This is a genomic window from Winogradskyella psychrotolerans RS-3 (assembly GCF_000427335.1).
GTDB classification, from domain to species: domain Bacteria; phylum Bacteroidota; class Bacteroidia; order Flavobacteriales; family Flavobacteriaceae; genus Winogradskyella; species Winogradskyella psychrotolerans.
Map to the genome: position 1 here is coordinate 1 of NZ_ATMR01000054.1, position 17,655 is coordinate 17,655.

The 17,655-nt window shown below is 32.6% G+C and carries 16 protein-coding genes and 1 pseudogene; 9 read left to right on the forward strand and 8 right to left on the reverse strand.

Annotated elements, in window-relative coordinates:
• The 4 genes from ADIWIN_RS04115 to ADIWIN_RS22125 all read left to right on the forward strand — a co-directional run.
• The coding region (locus tag ADIWIN_RS04115) for a hypothetical protein (RefSeq protein ID WP_040756523.1) at positions 1 to 638 on the forward strand (638 nt) is incomplete at its 5' end.
• 262 nt (positions 639 to 900) lie between these two features.
• Positions 901 to 1,926 carry a virulence RhuM family protein gene (locus tag ADIWIN_RS04120; RefSeq protein WP_020897071.1) on the forward strand — a complete coding sequence of 342 codons (1,026 nt, stop codon included), beginning with the start codon at positions 901 to 903 and terminating at the stop codon, positions 1,924 to 1,926.
• Positions 1,927 to 2,099: 173 nt separating this feature from the next.
• Positions 2,100 to 2,894 (forward strand): cation efflux transmembrane domain-containing protein, encoded by a 795-nt coding sequence (locus ADIWIN_RS04125; RefSeq protein WP_200859789.1) that lies wholly within the window; start codon positions 2,100 to 2,102, stop codon positions 2,892 to 2,894.
• Positions 2,895 to 3,466: 572 nt separating this feature from the next.
• The gene (locus tag ADIWIN_RS22125; protein WP_369021492.1) at positions 3,467 to 3,631 is read left to right on the forward strand and encodes a DDE-type integrase/transposase/recombinase; all 165 of its coding nucleotides are present in this window, start codon (positions 3,467 to 3,469) and stop codon (positions 3,629 to 3,631) included.
• A 31-nt stretch (positions 3,632 to 3,662) separates the two neighbouring features.
• On the opposite strand, the gene ADIWIN_RS04130 is transcribed toward ADIWIN_RS22125, so the two are convergent.
• From ADIWIN_RS04130 to mnmE, 3 genes are all read right to left on the reverse strand, one after another.
• Positions 3,663 to 3,950 carry a helix-turn-helix domain-containing protein gene (locus ADIWIN_RS04130; RefSeq protein WP_020897073.1) on the reverse strand — a complete coding sequence of 96 codons (288 nt, stop codon included), beginning with the start codon at positions 3,948 to 3,950 and terminating at the stop codon, positions 3,663 to 3,665.
• A gap of 324 nt (positions 3,951 to 4,274) precedes the next feature.
• Positions 4,275 to 5,411 (reverse strand): tyrosine-type recombinase/integrase, encoded by a 1,137-nt coding sequence (locus ADIWIN_RS04135; protein WP_040756525.1) that lies wholly within the window; start codon positions 5,409 to 5,411, stop codon positions 4,275 to 4,277.
• A 151-nt stretch (positions 5,412 to 5,562) separates the two neighbouring features.
• Positions 5,563 to 6,969, reverse strand: coding sequence for a tRNA uridine-5-carboxymethylaminomethyl(34) synthesis GTPase MnmE (mnmE, locus tag ADIWIN_RS04140; protein ID WP_020897075.1), 1,407 nt, complete (start codon positions 6,967 to 6,969; stop codon positions 5,563 to 5,565).
• A 138-nt stretch (positions 6,970 to 7,107) separates the two neighbouring features.
• Here mnmE and ADIWIN_RS04145 point away from each other — a divergent pair, with 138 nt between their 5' ends.
• Entirely contained in the window at positions 7,108 to 8,280 is a 1,173-nt protein-coding gene (locus tag ADIWIN_RS04145; RefSeq protein ID WP_020897076.1) for a TlpA disulfide reductase family protein, read from the forward strand.
• 128 nt (positions 8,281 to 8,408) lie between these two features.
• Here ADIWIN_RS04145 and ADIWIN_RS04150 read toward each other — a convergent pair whose 3' ends face one another.
• Entirely contained in the window at positions 8,409 to 10,217 is a 1,809-nt protein-coding gene (locus ADIWIN_RS04150) for a hypothetical protein (RefSeq protein WP_020897077.1), read from the reverse strand.
• A 123-nt stretch (positions 10,218 to 10,340) separates the two neighbouring features.
• Positions 10,341 to 11,000, reverse strand: a complete 660-nt coding sequence (locus ADIWIN_RS04155; RefSeq protein WP_020897078.1) for a rhomboid family intramembrane serine protease — start codon at positions 10,998 to 11,000, stop codon at positions 10,341 to 10,343.
• A gap of 61 nt (positions 11,001 to 11,061) precedes the next feature.
• Here ADIWIN_RS04155 and ADIWIN_RS04160 point away from each other — a divergent pair.
• Positions 11,062 to 11,951 (forward strand): annotated as a pseudogene (locus ADIWIN_RS04160) (lysophospholipid acyltransferase family protein).
• A 48-nt stretch (positions 11,952 to 11,999) separates the two neighbouring features.
• On the opposite strand, the gene ADIWIN_RS04165 reads toward ADIWIN_RS04160, so the two are convergent.
• Positions 12,000 to 13,505 carry an aminotransferase class V-fold PLP-dependent enzyme gene (locus ADIWIN_RS04165; protein WP_020897081.1) on the reverse strand — a complete coding sequence of 502 codons (1,506 nt, stop codon included), beginning with the start codon at positions 13,503 to 13,505 and terminating at the stop codon, positions 12,000 to 12,002.
• An 86-nt stretch (positions 13,506 to 13,591) separates the two neighbouring features.
• Positions 13,592 to 14,980, reverse strand: coding sequence for a phosphoglucosamine mutase (gene glmM, locus ADIWIN_RS04170; RefSeq protein ID WP_020897082.1), 1,389 nt, complete (start codon positions 14,978 to 14,980; stop codon positions 13,592 to 13,594).
• Between the two features lie 80 nt (positions 14,981 to 15,060).
• Here glmM and ADIWIN_RS04175 point away from each other — a divergent pair, with 80 nt between their 5' ends.
• Positions 15,061 to 15,666: an acyl carrier protein phosphodiesterase gene (locus ADIWIN_RS04175; RefSeq protein WP_020897083.1), complete on the forward strand. Its 606-nt coding sequence runs from the start codon at positions 15,061 to 15,063 to the stop codon at positions 15,664 to 15,666.
• A gap of 81 nt (positions 15,667 to 15,747) precedes the next feature.
• A complete protein-coding gene (locus ADIWIN_RS04180) occupies positions 15,748 to 16,479 on the forward strand; it encodes a hypothetical protein (protein WP_020897084.1) in 732 nt (243 codons plus the stop codon).
• Positions 16,480 to 16,579: 100 nt separating this feature from the next.
• Here ADIWIN_RS04180 and ADIWIN_RS04185 read toward each other — a convergent pair whose 3' ends face one another.
• Positions 16,580 to 17,104, reverse strand: a complete 525-nt coding sequence (locus ADIWIN_RS04185) for a DUF8685 domain-containing protein (RefSeq protein ID WP_020897085.1) — start codon at positions 17,102 to 17,104, stop codon at positions 16,580 to 16,582.
• 163 nt (positions 17,105 to 17,267) lie between these two features.
• Here ADIWIN_RS04185 and ADIWIN_RS04190 point away from each other — a divergent pair, with 163 nt between their 5' ends.
• Positions 17,268 to 17,618 carry a hypothetical protein gene (locus tag ADIWIN_RS04190; protein WP_020897086.1) on the forward strand — a complete coding sequence of 117 codons (351 nt, stop codon included), beginning with the start codon at positions 17,268 to 17,270 and terminating at the stop codon, positions 17,616 to 17,618.
• Positions 17,619 to 17,655: the final 37 nt, after the last annotated feature.

Genomic DNA, 17,655 nt, shown 5'->3' on the forward strand with positions numbered 1-17,655 from the left:
GGCAAACATTACACAAAACAATGCGGAAATACGAAAATGTTGAATATACAAACCAATTTGAATTACTATTCTTACTTGGTTCAACAGTAGCTGTCTTTTCTGGAATAATATTCGTGTTGAATAGAATTATAAGTTTGGGGCTATTAAAAGGAATTTTAGCTTTTGTTCTCGCTGGAATTTATTTCTATTTATTAAAAAAGAAGTTTATAGTAAAAGTTTCAGATTTTGAATTAACATCAAATCAATTGGAATGGAATAATAAAAATGTTGATTTTAAAAATTTAGAATATTATAAAATTCATTGGATGAAAGGAGCTGGAATAAAATTTAAGCTCAAAAACGGAAAAACAGTCCGTTTAAGCTCAAATGATAATTTCTGTAATTCCGAAAAATTTGTGAATTTATGCCATAATATTGACTCAAAACTCTTGAAATATAATAACGGACAAATAGAAAGAAAAAAGTCGTTTTTCGAATCTAAACAAGGTTATTACTTTGCTGTAATTATGTCGATTTTATTTGTGATTGGAACAATTTACAAATCGTTCACGGATGAAAAATTTAATTTTGGGAATTTTGCGCTAATTTTAGTTTCATTAGGAATGGTATGGAGCGGAGTTAAATGGAAAAGAAAATAACGATTTGCCAACACCGTGTATAATTAATTGCTAGGTTCTAGCCTACTTGCGAAAATTCCTGCGGAATTTTCACGGGTTCGTTAAAGTTTACTAACTTAGTTGCTTAACCACGCAACTAACCATACACAATCACGTTACAACCAATTACGTGCTACTTTCGTTAGCTATTTATGTGTTAAAAGATAGTTGACAAGTTTAAGTGAATTTAAATAATAACTTCAAAATTTAAATTATTTTTGAATAGCATATAAAAGATACAGAAATGAGTAATTTAGATGAACAAAAAAACTTTATATTCTACACTTCAAAAAGTGGAGTAACAAATATCCAAGTTAGTATCGATGAAGATACAGTTTGGATGAATGAAAAAGCTATTGCAGAAGTTTTTGGTTCAACTAGACAAAATATAAATTACCATATCAATAATATATTTTTAGAAGGAGAATTATCTAAAAGTTCCGTGTGCAAAGAAATTTTGCACACGAGAAAATTAGGAAACAACACTATTCAACAAAGCACTTCCTATTTCAATCTAGATGCAATTATATCAATTGGTTATAGAGTAAATTCTATTGAAGCTACGCAATTTAGAATTTGGGCTACAAAAGTGTTAAAAGAATACCTTGTAAAAGGGTTTGTTTTAGACGATGATAGATTAAAACAAGGTACAAATTTATTTGATAAAGATTACTTTAACGAATTAGTTGAACGTATAAGAGAAATAAGAGCGTCTGAAAGACGTTTTTATCAAAAAATAACAGACATATATTCCACTTCAATTGATTATGATACAACATCTCCTATAACAAAGAAATTTTTTGCGACAGTTCAGAATAAATTGGAATTTGCTATAACAAAACATACAGCTCCTGAATTAATTAAATTAAGAGCAAGCTCTAAAAAACCTAATATGGGTTTAACAAGTTGGAAAAATGAAAAACAAGGAGGGAAAATTTTAAAAACCGACGTTGGAGTTGCTAAAAATTATCTAACTAAAGAAGAGATAACTGAACTAAATAGAATTGTAACAATGTATCTTGATTACGCAGAAAATCAAGCAGAAAAAGGTAGAACTATGTCTATGAAAGATTGGGTTCGTAAATTGGATGCTTTTCTCGTTTTTAATGAATATAACATTCTTAAAGATGCTGGAAAAGTTAGAACAATTGTAGCTAAAAAATTTGCAGAGGAAGAATATAAAAAGTTTAGAATAACACAAGACAATGAATTCGAATCGGATTTTGATAAATTAGTATCTAAAACGAAAAAAGGGAAATTACCAGAATAAAAAAATAACTGGTTGTAACACCGTGTATAATTAATTGCTTAGTTCTAGCCTACTTGCGAATATTCCTGCGGAATATTCACGGGTTCGTTAAAGTTTGCTAATTTAGTTGCTTAACCACGCAACTAACCATACACAATCACGTTGTAAGTAATGCAGAAAAACCAAGAAACCAAGTGAAAAAGACAATATTTGAAATCACCAAAATGGACTGTCCTTCAGAGGAAAATCTAATCCGAATGAAATTGGATGGAATTTCAAGTATTGCGAATTTGGACTTTGATATTCCGAACCGAAAATTGACCGTTTTTCACAGCGGAGAAATTGACCAAATAGAAAAGTCAGTTATCGAACTGAATTTAGGCGGAAAGAAAATCTCGACTGAACAAACCGACCAAACAGAATTTAAAGAAAACGAAAGCCAAAAAAAGTTACTTTGGTCTGTACTCGTTATAAATTTTGCGTTTTTCATAATCGAAATGACAACAGGAATTATCTCAAAATCTATGGGACTTGTTGCAGACAGTTTAGATATGCTTGCGGACAGTTTTGTTTACGGAATTAGTTTGTTTGCGGTTGGCGGAACAGTAATAAAGAAAAAACGGATTGCCAAACTTGCTGGATATTTTCAAATAATACTTGCGATTATTGGATTTGTAGAAGTTTTAAGAAGATTTTTCGGAGACGAGAAACTTCCGGATTTTTCAACAATGATTATCGTTTCGATTTTCGCACTTATCGCGAACGGAATTTGTCTTTATATTTTGCAAAAGTCAAAAAGTAAAGAAGAAGCACATATGAAAGCGAGTATGATTTTCACCTCTAATGACGTGATTATAAATTTAGGAGTAATAATTGCAGGAATTTTAGTGCATTATTTGAGTTCAAATAAACCTGATTTGATTATTGGAACAATCGTTTTTGTTTTGGTAATTCAAGGAGCGTTTAGGATTTTGAAATTAAGTAAGTGAATGAAAAAAGCACTACTTACAACACCGTATATAATTTATTGCTAGTTCTAGCTTGCTTACGAAAGTCCTCGCGGACTTTCTATCTGTGATTTATTTGCTAACTTTAGTGCTTAAACACGCAACAAACCATATACAAACACGTTGTAATGCATTTTGACCCCTCCTAAAATAAGGCTACATAATTTTAAACTTAAAAAAACTAAATAAGAAACTTTAATCAAGGCCTAAGTAAAGGCTAAGTGGGTTGCTTCTTTAACTGCTGTATCCAGTTGCTTTGGCATTAAACCTTATACCTATTAAAGGTACAAAGATAGGGCTGATAAATGTTCAAAATTCGAACAACAGATTATTCAGATATTGCAGAAAAGACGCACGTCCCTTCCCAAAGAAGGTGTTGGTAAACTATAAAAATCATTGAAAGATGAGTGTGTTAAAACCAACCTGAATGCAGGCAGAGATACTTTGTTTAATATACTTAGAAAACATAATATGCCAACACTTAAAAAAAATACAGTTCCAGAATTACGAACTCTTACCTTCGTTTCTATAAGTATAGTAACATTATAAAAGATATAGAAGTTACTAGGCCTAATCAAGTTTGGGTCTCGGATATTACCTATATCAGAACCGTAAAAGGGTTCTGTTATCTAGCACTTATTGCAGATATGTATTCTCGTAAAATTGTAGGCTACGACTTAAGTGATAGACTAGAACTAAATGGATATAAGAGCGCTTAATAAAGCATGAGATTCATTTTGGGAAATTCGACTATCTTGATTTTTTGTTCATAGCGTAAGCCGCAGCTTCCATCTCAATCTCATCTTGTGACTTATGTTTATTCTGAAGTAACCATTCTACAAGTTTTCGCTTCTCAAAAAAAAGCATTTTGCCGTTGGGTTTAGAATGTGGAATTTTCCCTGAAGACGTCAGTTTATAAAGATAACTTCGGGATATACCGGTATAATCACAGGCTTCATTAAAGGTCAATACCTCCTTGCGACCTGCCAACAGTTTTTCTAAACGATTGAATCGTTCTAATATCATTAAATTGTCCATTTCTATTTTTTTAAATTATTAAAATGAACAAAAGCGCTTTTGTTTTCCCTTCGGGGACTATAGAAATAAAAGTATAAAAAGAAGTGGATGAAAGGAAAAAGAAAAGATATAAGTTATACACAACAATTAGATAAACAACACATTAAATCATATATTATTAAAATAATTGAAAAAAAATTTGCATTTTTTTTTGGAGGATGCATAAGGCATCAAAATGATGCTGAATCAAATAATTGAACAATGCCTATTTTGAGGTGTATTTTGAGTTATTAACAACGAAAATTGAATATTTTATCTATTTCTGGATATTAAAACGCAGATTTTCTAATTGATAGTCAAGTTTAATGCAGGAATACTGTTTGCCGCTTCCTTCATTTTTTTATCAATTATTTTGGCATAAATTTGAGTGGTTCTTATTTCTCTATGTCCTAAACGTTTGGAAACCGTATAAATATCTGCACCATTTTCTAATAGTAAAACTGCGTTTGTATGTCTGGCACTGTGAAAAGTTATATGTTTCGAAATTCCTGCTCGACTGCACCAACGTACAATTTCATTATTATATACTGCTGAATATTTTAAACCTATAAACACCTTTTCATTAGGTGAACACCGCGTGCCCAACAATTCACGTGCTTGACTGGAGATATATAAATACTCTACTCCATCAGTTTTCTTTTGCCTAAAGTTAACACGACTTGTATCATCTTCATCACGCACTTCACCCCAAGTCAACGCATTAATATCTGACCATCTTAATCCTGATAAACATGAAAATAAAAAAGCCCGTTTCAAGACTTCATATTTACACTCTGTATGAACTAAATTTTGTAACTCTTGGAATGTTAAGTATTCGCGCTGACTTTCTGACTGTTCAAAAGACTTAACTTTGGAGGCATAGTTAATTGACAAATAGCCTTCATCAAAAGCAGCTCTTAAGGAAGCCTTAAATTTATTAAAATATGAATATTTAGAATTAAGAGATAACGGTAATTTACTTTTAGTAAGTGCTTCCTTATCAAAATATTTACGCACGTGGTTCACAAAATTTTCATCAATTTCGTCAAAAATAGTATTTGCAGAAATACAACGCTGCAAGTGAATGAATACAGCATTCCAATTACCATAGTTTTTAGGACTTTCGTACCTCTCTTCTACTTTCTTACTAAAGAAATCTAAAAATCTTCTTTTGCCTTTCGTTGTGTTTTTTAAATCAAACTTACCTTGATAGTATTCTGCTTCTCTAATGGCCAAGATTTTTTTGGCTAACGACATTGATTCTTTATTCTCTTTTCTTTCAATAGCATTTTTAGGTTCACTATATAAATACATTTTTAGATTTTCACGGTCTCGTAAGTGTTTCCTCTTTCCTTCTGAAGATATTTCCGAACCTTTATAGTATTCTATAAGTAAGCTAATTTTGCCACTCGGCAGTTTCCGTTTTATAAGCGATATTTTCATAATGTGGTACATTTGTACTACACATTTCATCAATGTGATACATATGAGGTACCAAATATAAAAATAAAGGAAATATAAAGAAAGGATTATTTTACTTAATTAACTGATAATCAAATAAAAGAATACATTACATTAACAACGGAAATCAAATTTACTTCCCAATACAAAAATTAGCAAAAATATTACCCAACAAATCATCATTAGTAATCTCACCTGTAATCTCTCCAAAGTGGTATAAGGCTTGACGAATATCTATTGCCAATAAATCACCTGATAAATCAGTTTCCAATCCATATTGAACTTTCTGAACTTCTTCAAAAGCTTTTAACAACGCATCATAATGACGGGAATTTGTGACAATAGTTTCGTTATTTCTTAAAGCTCCTGTATTAATTAAATTGAGTAATTTGTTTGTAAGTTGCTCCACTCCAAATCCTGTTTTTGCAGAAATAGGAATAACCTGAGTCGCTTTTGAATGCAAAGCCGTTCTAATATCAGCTAGTTCAGAATCAGTAATCTGGTCAATTTTATTCAAAATAACCAACAACTGTTTTTGAGGAAACTTGTTTTTTACCTTTTCAATTTCAATAGTTATAGTTTTGATAGCTTCTTTATCTACAGCTAACTGTGCACTGCTCACTAAAAACATCACCACTTGGGCTTGTTCTATCTTTTCAAACGTCTTTTTAATACCAATGCTCTCTACCACATCTTCTGTTTCTCGGATGCCTGCAGTATCTATAAAACGGAAACCGATACCTCCTATAGAGATTTCGTCTTCTATAGTATCTCTTGTCGTACCTGCAATTTCAGAAACAATCGCACGATCTTCATTCAATAAAGCATTCAGTAATGTTGATTTTCCAACATTAGGTTCCCCCACAATTGCCACAGGAATACCATTTTTTATCACGTTTCCAACGGCGAAAGAATCAATTAAACGTTTCAACACAAAATTAATACGTTCTATAAGAGCCTTAAACTGTGTCCGATCAGCAAACTCTACGTCTTCTTCTGCAAAGTCTAATTCCAGCTCAATTAAAGATGCGAAATTTAGTAGTTCTTCGCGAAGTTTAGCAATTTCAGAAGAGAAACCACCACGCATCTGCTGCATGGCTATTTGATGAGACGCTTCATTATCACTAGAAATAAGATCCGCTACAGCTTCTGCCTGACTCAAATCTAATTTGCCATTTAAAAAAGCGCGCAGCGTAAATTCACCTGCTGTTGCCATACGACAACCTTCCCTTAAAAATAACTGAATAATTTCTTGTTGAATATAAGATGATCCATGGCATGATATTTCCACCACATTCTCACCTGTATAAGAATTAGGATCTTTAAATACGGATACCAAAACCTCATCAATAGTGCGATTATTATCAATAACATGCCCTAAATGAATGGTATGTGTCGCTTGCTTGTTTAAATCCTTATTAGAAACAGATTTAAAACATTTTGAAGCTATAGTTATGGCGTCATTTCCAGATAATCGTATAACAGCAATAGCACCACTTCCAGATGGTGTTGCTAAAGCGACAATGGTATCGTTATGCATCTTCTAATTCTTTGTTGCAAAAGTATTGTAAATTATGGGATTCTTTAAATATTAACGTCAACAACTTTAAGAGTTACCGTTTTATATTTTCCGTATTAGAGCTTTGTTTTTATATTTGTGATACATTAAAATAGTATTATGAGAAACGTATTGATCTTCACCATTATTGGACTTCTATTTTTAGGCTGCAAACCTGAAGAAAAACGAACAGATTACATTATTAAAGGTAATGCAAAAGGTGTTTATAATGGCGTTAGAGCGCACTTAAAAGAAAAAGACCAAAACGGAAGAGAACGGATTCTAGACACAGCCATTGTTGTTGATGAAAAATTTACATTTACAGGTAAAGTTACCTCTCCTAAACCGTCGATACTATCTGTAAATTCGGTAAATGGGAATCTAAACTTTATGTTGGAAAACAGTATTATTGACATCACTATTGATAAAGCAAATATATCACAGTCACAAGTTTCTGGTTCGGTTTCACAAACAGAGTTTGACGCTTATAATCAGGGTTACGCAAAACTTAAAAAAGAATCCATAGATCTACAAATAGAATTACGAAAACCATTAAGACAATTAGGTGCTAGTTCTAAACAATCACAAGCAGTAAAAGACTCTTTAACAAACCTTTTTATAGCAGCTCAGAAAAAACAACAAGAGTATCCTCTTAATTTTATAAAAGCGAATACCAACAGTTATTATAGCCTCTCTCTCATAGAGCAAGAAACCAATAAAAAAAATGCTAATATTAAAGACTACCAAGAAGCTTTTAATAATCTTAGCTCAGAATTAAAATCAACTCCTACAGGTACAAAAATTAAATTAACCTTACACAACCTTATGGCTGTTTATGAGGCTAAATCTAGAGTTGATATTGGAAAAATAGCACCAAATTTTGAAGCTCCAACACCAGAAGGAAAAACAGTGAGTCTAAATGATATTAAAGGCAAAGTAACTATTATCGATTTTTGGGCAGCTTGGTGTGGCCCTTGTCGAAGAGAGAATCCAAATGTCGTTAACATTTACAATAAATATCATAGCCAAGGCTTAGAAATTATTGGAGTATCTTTAGATGGCACGCGTTCTCAAAAAGATCCAAAACAAGCTTGGGTAAATGCTATAGAACAAGATAAATTAAGTTGGACACACGTTTCTAATTTATCTTATTTTCTAGATCCTGTAGCACAACTCTATAACATTCAAGCTATTCCTGCGGTGTTTATATTAGATGCTGAAGGTAAAATTGCAGCTAAAAACCTTAGAGGAAACGCTTTAGAAGCTAAAGTAAAAGAACTTTTAGCTCTATAACAGCTTACAATTCGATAGCTCTTAAAAGTCTTTTTTTTAGATAATATAGCTCTAGACTCGCAATAAATATAAAGCCTTTACAATTATGTAAAGGCTTTATATTTTAAGCAGCATTCTATTTTAGACTCTTAAACCGCTTCTAACTGAGGTATAGAAACATGCGTCAATTCGTTTTTATAAAATTGAAGTTCTTTTTGAATAGTTGTATATTTTGAAGATAGCGTCGTTACAAACAAGTCTTCATAATAGGCAATACCATCAAATAGATTGCTTTTAAATGCCGTCCATTTTTTAATCTGTTTAGCCGTTAGGTCTTCAGAAATGGTATCAATATCATTCTTTAAATAATCCACATACATTTTCAATTCCTTTGTAAACATATTTGGACGATCGACATTAGAAAGTACGGAGGCATTTCCATTAATGTGTTGCATCATTTGAGATAGCGATATTTCTTTATCAAAATAAGCCATATTTGGTCCTGGACAAATAACAACTCCTTGCTCCTGCCCTTTAATATCAATATCATTTTCTAAATAAGAAGCGTTTGCCAAACCAACACATAGGCACGCTTTTTCAGTTATTTTTGCTTTAGCATTCTCATAAATGGCTGGAGACACGCCCGATTTTTTAGCGTCTAGTTCCTGTAGCTTAACATCTTGATATTTTTTTGAAGCCGTACAAATCCCTTCTGGACCAAACGCTTTACTTAAAGCCAAAAATTTCTTTGGGCAAGAACTTCCTGCCTTATTATTAGCAATACGTTTTTGCTTATGAAACTCATTAGTCGTTCCTTTTATAGTATTAAAAGGAACACCTAAAGGAGAAATACCACTTAAATACAAGTCTTTTTCTTTAGCGCTACGTAATAAATCTCTAGTTTGTTGATCGACAGAGGTGGCCTCCGGCACTAACAAAAATGGTGTTCCCCAACCTACCGAATCGACCTGATAATTTTCAAGTAAAAAATGATGCTCCTCTGCGGTACCCACACCACCTTGAACCGTGATTTTTAATTCTAAAGGTTGCTCAGGAGCATCGATTTCTTTTTGATTTAAACCTTTTACATAAACCGCGTGCGTGTCTTGTATTAATTCTATTTTCTTCGTTTTAAACTCTTCTAAAATCGGCCCCAATAAAAAACCTTCGGTAGCAAAAGCATGACCACCACAGTTTAATCCGGATTCTATTCTATATTCTGAAACCCATAGTCCCTTTTTAGCCAAAAACTTTCCTTGAATTATTGCTGACCGGTAGTCACTCACTTTTAATATAATTTTCTTTTTTAAATGCCCATTCACATCTGGAAAGAAGTCTTTAAAATTCTCAAAGTAACTGTATAACCTAGGATTCATTCCCGCAGAAAGAATTACAGAAGAACATAAATTACTATTCGCAAAACCACGTAACGACGCATGTGCATCATTGTAAGCTGTTGGTAATTGTTCCCCTTTAATAAAATTATCTTTATCTACTTTGGTCATGATGTTAACATCAATAGTTCCCGCTTTTAAATGGGTTTCGAGATAACTTCTAGCCTTGTCCTTAAATGCAACTCCTTCCTTTAGTAAATTGGAAAGTCCATCTTTAAAATCCGATGTATTAGGTAAGGTGGTGATGAAGTGTTCTAAAGCTGCTTTGCTTTCAGATAATTCTGTTTTAAAATTTACGAATTTTTCTTTTACAATTGTATCAGTCAAATTTAAATACGAGGTAATCCGCTCTGCGCGATAATCTTGTACTTTCTTTGTGATTTCTTGGTATGGTACGTTGAATTTTTTGCTGTAAAATGCATTCATCTTTTCGATGAGCTCGTCGTCTATAATAGAGACTACGGACGAAATACCATATTGAGCCACTCGAATAGGACTATCAATAGTATACGCTAACCCCATTACGGGTATATGAAAACTGTGGAGTGATTTTGTTAAAGCCATCTTCTAATTTTGTTTAAAAATTGAATAAGCTACAAAGATGACTTTAGTTTTTATGTCAAAACATGACTTATGTCACACCTTTTTCCTTTATTGATCTTTGATCTTGTTAGTGAATGAGAAGTCTTATTTCAACTTTCCTGTTTTATAAAGCACAAACAGAATAATTATAGGTACGGCCAATAAGCCAACATAGCCTAGATTACTTGTAAATAAACTTGGCATCATTATTAAAGTTACAACATAGCCACCAACTGCTCCACCAAAGTGCGCATCGTGACCAATATTGCCAATTTTATTTTTCATGCCATAAATAGAATATAATAAATAGCCAATACCAAATACATAACCAGGAATCGGAATCGGTATAAAATACATATACAAGCTCATATCTGGACGTAGAAGTATGGCAGCATATAAAACACCTGTTACCGCACCACTGGCACCAATGGCGCTATACCAATACTCATCTTTATGAAAATATAATGAGAGTAAATTCCCGAACACTAAACTGGCAAAATAAATTACAATAAATTTAAAAGAGCCAAGTATCATAACCACGGCATCTGCAAAAAAATAAAGTGTAAACATATTAAACAGCAGATGTGTTATATCGGCATGTAAAAATCCAGAACTCAACATTCTTATCTGTTCTCCTCGTTTAATACTGCCAACGTTAAACTTATATTTCTCAAAAAAAATGCGGTCATCAAATCCTTTAAAAGACATAATAACGTTAGCTGCAATAATCACGATGGTAACTATACTTATACCTAAATTGTCCATAAACTCTAATCCTATAAATCAAATATAATATATATTTGTACTTCAACGCTAATATACATTAATGCAACTTATTGCTTATATTTTAATCTATCCTATTCTTTGGTTAATTTCAATTTTACCTTTTAGATTACTATACGGATTCTCTGATGTGATCTACATTTTTATGTATCGCATATTCGGCTATAGAAAAACCACTGTAAAAGAAAATTTAAGATTGGTTTTCCCTGATAAATCTAAAAAAGAGATTTCTGAAATAACATCAAAATTCTATCATCACTTCTGTGACATGATGGTTGAAGCTATAAAATCTTTAACGATTTCTGAGGCTCAAATGAACAAACGCTTTAAGTTTACGAACGTAGACCTCATCACTGATTTAGAAAAAAACAACGAAGCATTATTCTAATGTGTGCACATTATGGAAGTTGGGAATGGATTTTTATTTTACAAAAGCATATAAATCATAAAGGCTATGCCGTTTATAAACGATTAGCCAACAAACATTTTGACAAACTCGTCAAACGAATTAGAGCAAAATATAATTCCCATTTAATTACCACTAAAGAAACCTATGGTGTTCTGCTTGAAAGTAAGAAAAAAAATGAACTAACCATTAACGGATTCGTTTCAGATCAATCACCAAAAGCACATAAAGCTTTTCATTGGAATGAATTTATGGGCATAAAAGTACCCATGTATACAGGTGCTGAAATGCTCGCTAAAAAATTAGATATGGCGGTGGTATTTTTCAGTGTGAAACGAATTAAACGTGGTTATTATGAAACCACATTCACAACCATTACCGAAAACCCAAAAGCGTATAAAGATTATGAAATCACAGACTTGTTTTTTAAAATGGTAGAAAAACAAATCTTAGAAGCACCACAATATTATCTATGGACGCATAAACGTTGGAAACATAGAGATAAAGTGCCTGCTGAATTTCTATAAAAAATAGTACAACTCGTGTAAAAATTGATGTTTAAGTCTAGAACTCAATTAATTCATATCAAACCAAGCATCTACATTTATAGCATCACAAGGGGTATCAACTAAGGTTTTATGCACAAACTCATTATTACATCTGGAGTATTCATAATCCTTAGCCCATGCGTCATGATTCTTAGCTAAATCGATAATGCTATCGCAAACATATCTAATCTCTGCATTCGTCGTTGTAGGATGTATAGACATACGAATCCAACCTGGCTTACGAACTAAATCTCCAATAGAAATTTCATTGGTTAATTCGTTAGACATTTGCTGATCTACGTGTAATAAGAAATGGCCATAAGTGCCTGCACAACTACAACCTCCACGGGTTTGAATACCGTATTTATCATTCAATATTTTAACCGCTAAATTAAAATGCAAATCGTCAATATAGAATGAAATGACTCCTAGCCTATCTTGGTGTTGGCCTGCAAGAATGTTAAGATTCGATACGTCCCCAAGTTTATCAAAAATAATTTCAACCAACTCATGCTCGCGTTGCAACATATTATCCACTCCCATTTGTTCTTTTAAACGAATAGAAAGAGCAGTTTTTATAACTTGAAGAAAACCTGGAGTACCACCATCTTCTCTGTCTTCAATATTATCTATGTACTTATGTTCTCCCCAAGGATTCGTCCAACTAACGGTTCCTCCGCCTGGACAATCGGGTACCATATTTTTATATAATTTCTTATTAAAAACCAATATACCGGAAGTTCCTGGTCCACCTAAAAACTTGTGAGGTGAAAAGAAAATAGCATCTAATTGCGCATCTTCATCAGTAGGATGCATATCAATACCTACATAAGGTGCCGAGCATGCAAAATCTACAAAGCATACTCCACCATGTTGGTGCATTAGTTTGGCCACATCATGATGCGGAATTTGAATTCCCGTAACATTAGAACCACCGACTACTGACGCAATTTTAATGGTACAATCTTTATATTGATGTAATAAGGTTTCTAAATTCTTAAGACAAAATAAACCGTCTTCATTTGGTGGTACAACCTCAACCTTTGCAATAGTCTCTAACCAAGTTGTTTGGTTAGAATGATGCTCCATATGTGAAATAAAAACCACTGGCCTCATTTCTTCTGGAATGTTTGTATAATCTTTTATATTTTCAGGAATCTTTAATCCTAATATACGTTGAAACTTATTGATAACACCGGTCATACCATTACCAGAACAGATTAAAATATCATCATCATTGGCATTAACGTGATCTTTAATAATATGTCTCGCTTTATGATACGCTTTCGTCATAGCTGTACCAGAAACTGTAGTTTCCGTATGTGTATTAGCAACAAAAGGACCAAAATCATTCATCAGTTTTTCTTCAATCGGTCTGTATAACCGACCAGAAGCCGTCCAATCTGTATAGATAATTTTTTGTTCTCCATAGGGAGATTCAAACCGTTGGTTTTGACCAATAATATGCTGTCTAAACTGATTAAAATAGGTTTCTAATTCAGTCATTTCCGTCGTATTCGTTTCTAAAATCATCCTCTACATTTTACTAATTAAGTCCAGTATCTTAATCTTCTTTTTAATTCCTTTAAAATCAAAATTATTTACAGAACCTTAATTTACTATATGTTAGCAATGGTTTTAATTTCCGCAATAAAACGATCTGCTAAAGTATCTGCTGCGTTTTGCGATGGTGCCTCGGTATAGATTCTAATAATTGGTTCTGTGTTACTCTTACGTAAATGCACCCAACTATCTGCAAAATCAATTTTCACACCATCTATAGTGGTTAATTTCTCTTTACTATAATTAGATTCCATAGTGCTTAAAATACCATCAACATCCAACCCTGGAGTTAATTGAATTTTCTTCTTACTCATAAAGTAATTTGGATAAGACGCTCTCAGCTCACTGACTTTCATTTTTTTCTCAGCCAATAAACTTAAAAATAAAGCTACACCAACTAAGGCGTCACGTCCGTAATGAGAATTTGGATAAATAATTCCGCCATTTCCTTCACCACCAATAACCACATTATTCTTTTTCATTAAAGTTACAACGTTGACTTCACCTACAGCACTAGCTTCATAAGTTCCGCCATGTTTTTCTGTAACGTCGCGTAATGCGCGTGTAGAACTCATATTACTAACAGTGTTCCCTGGTGTTTTACTCAATACGTAATCTGCACAAGCCACCAATGTATATTCTTCTCCAAACATTTCACCTGTTTCATCCATAAAGGCTAAACGATCTACATCTGGATCTACAACGATTCCGAAATCAGCATGCTCTTTTACAACCGCTTTTGCTAAATCTCCTAAGTGTTCTTTCAACGGTTCTGGATTATGAGGAAAATGACCTGTTGGATCACAATATAATTTTACTGGTTCAACACCTAAACGTTCTAATAATAATGGAATAGCGATACCACCTGTAGAATTCACACCATCTACAACCACTTTAAAATTTGCATCTTTAATCGCATTTACATTGACTAATTCTAAGTCTAAAACTTCATCGATATGAATATCGATATACGCATCGTTAATGGTTATTTTTCCTAAATCATCAACCTCCGCAAAATTCATCGTATTTGATTCTGCAATCTCTAATATTTTCTGTCCTTCTGCCCCATTCAAAAATTCACCTTTAGCATTTAAAAGTTTTAACGCATTCCATTCTTTCGGATTATGACTTGCTGTTAAAATTATACCACCATCAGCCTGCTCTAATGGTACAGCAATTTCAACCGTTGGTGTGGTAGATAAACCTAAATCAATAACGTGAATTCCGAGTCCGACTAAAGTATTCATCACTAAATTCTGAATCATTTCACCAGAAATACGGGCATCACGTCCAACGACAACGATATAATTGTCTTTTTGGCGCTGTTGCTTTAACCAAGTCCCATAAGCTGCTGCAAATTTAACGGCATCAATTGGTGTTAAGTTATCATCTACTCGTCCTCCAATAGTACCTCTAATTCCTGATATTGATTTTATTAAAGTCATGTATATTTCTATTTTCAACAAATATAAATAGATATACTGTTTTTAACTATTTTGTGATTATGAATTTGTAATTTCGAAATATGAATTTTCTCGCTCATATTTATCTTTCAGGAGACAATGAACACATTGCAATAGGCAACTTTTCCGCAGACGGAGTTAGAGGTAATAAGTATAAATCATACCCTAAAGACATCCAAATTGGTATTCAATTGCATCGCCGAATTGATACGTTTACAGACGCACACCCTCTTTTTAGACAATGCACCAAACGCTTACATAAGGGTTATGGTCATTATAGCGGAGTTATTGTAGATATATTTTTTGATCATTTTTTAGCTAAAAATTGGAAAACGTATTCCGATATTCCACTAGATATTTACATCGCAGATTTTTATAAAAGTTTGACCAAGAACATAGATGTATTACCTCCTCGTTTTAAAAGAATTACTCCGATAATGATAGAAGGTAATTGGTTACTCAGTTATGCTACTGTTGAAGGTATTCAAATTGTATTAAACGGAATGAATCATAGAACCAAAGGACTATCTAAAATGAATGAAGCAACTAAAGAACTCAGAGAACATTATGATGCTTTTGAGGCCGATTTTACGTTGTTTTTTGAAGACCTTAGAGCATTCAGTGTTTTAAAACGAATTGAGATTGAAAAGCAATTTAATTTAAAATAACCACTAATTTAGCAACCTTAAAAGTGATATGTAAAGCTTTTTTTAACTTTATTAATTTTTATAGGACTCTAGTCACGTATTATGGCAAAATCATCTAAACTAAAAAAAGCACTAAAAATTATAGGTGGCGTTATTGTATTCTTCACTTTACCAACCTTACTTCTCTTTGGGTTTATTTATTTAAAATATAATGAAGAATTACCAACAGGTCAACAAGGTCCTAAAGCTGAGCAGTTAGCTAATAAAATGCTTAAATCATTAGATGAATCCGCGTATTTAAATACGGATTATATAGAATGGACTTTTAAAGGCAGACAAAAATATAAATGGTATAAATCGGACAATACCTGTGAAGTCTATTGGAAGGATTTTACAGTGATTTTAGATTTAGAAAACCGCAGTAACTCAAAAGTTTTCGTCTTAGAACAAGAGTATAATGGCATAGAAAAACAAGACTATATTCTTAAAGCGGAAAACTATTTTAATAACGATTCGTTCTGGTTGGTTGCTCCTTATAAAGTTTTAGACAAAGGCACGGAGCGAAGTATTGTAACAACGGAAGGTGGTAAAGAGGCTCTTTTGGTAACTTATAAGTCTGGAGGCACAACACCAGGCGATTCTTACCTTTGGCATTTTGATGATGAAGGAAAACCAAAAAGTTTCCAAATGTGGGTCGATATTTTACCGATTAAAGGTTTAGAAGCTACATGGGAAAATTGGACGACTACGGAAAGTGGAGCCCAACTACCAACCTTTCATAAACTTTTGATTTTGGGTATTGAGATTACAGATATTAAAGGCTTAAAGATGTAATACTGTTCCTTGCCAAATGAAATTGTTTCATGTGTTGTAATAAGATTTCAATTAAGTTATAAAGAAACTATCTCTTTTAACTTTTCACTATTAACAAAAACTATTTAGACCGTTGCCCAACAAACTGTTGACTCTTCAACTTAAACAATACATTAAAACTCGTTAAGCTTCCATAGCTTCTTGTTATATACTGCTGAAGGTCTATTTTTTCTTGTTCTTCTAAGTTACTCGAATTTATCTTTTGTTCCATAACACGAAGGCGGTCACGTACCATAGTAATTTTATGAAAGAATGTATCTATTGGTACTTCACTAGACTTTAAATTAGAATCTCCAGGTGTCATAATCAATTTTCCACCTTTCCATTTATCTGCAATTGTAATAACTTCAGATACATCAGACCATTTTTTTAAGATGGACTTCAAACTACGCTCTACATCGTAAAAACTTACAGTGTCCACGTCGTCCTCTGCAGCTTCGATAATTTCGAACTCAGAATCTAAATCAATAGTCTCTAAACCGTCTTCAATAAAAGTGACCCAATAGTGTTTTGAAGTGACGTTAGTCACCACACCTTTTCCATATTCTGAATGCTTTATTCTAGATCCTATTCCCAGTAATTTCATAGTGTTCTTTATGTGCTATTTGAGTTAATAAAAAAACCAAAATAACAAAAAAATAGCTTAAAATTAAATTGATTTTACAAATGTTAAGAATTATTAAAAGTTGTATTTCGCACGAAATAATCTTATTATTTTTACAGTAAACACAATCTAAACCCAATTAATTATGAAAAAAATAATTTTCACACTTTTATGCTTCGGCTTTATCTTAACAGCTTCTGCGAATAATGACCCTAAGATTGGGGATTTATTAACGGTAAAAACACCAACTGCACAAGGATTTAATCACGTTGATTTTCCTAAAGCTAATATTTTAATAAAACGTGGTGTTGTAACCAATTATAAATCGGTAAATAATGAGACTGTTATCATAGACAAAGTAGAAACTGAAGCTAACGGATCTACGACTGTAATTCTTAAGAAACAAGATGGTTCTAAATTCTTTGGCTTTTTAAATAACGTTAAAGCTGATTATACAAAAGCTATAGGAGCAGGAGAACTTGTTGCTATTAAATAACATCACTTTTGGCATTTAGCTTTTTAGATATAAAAAA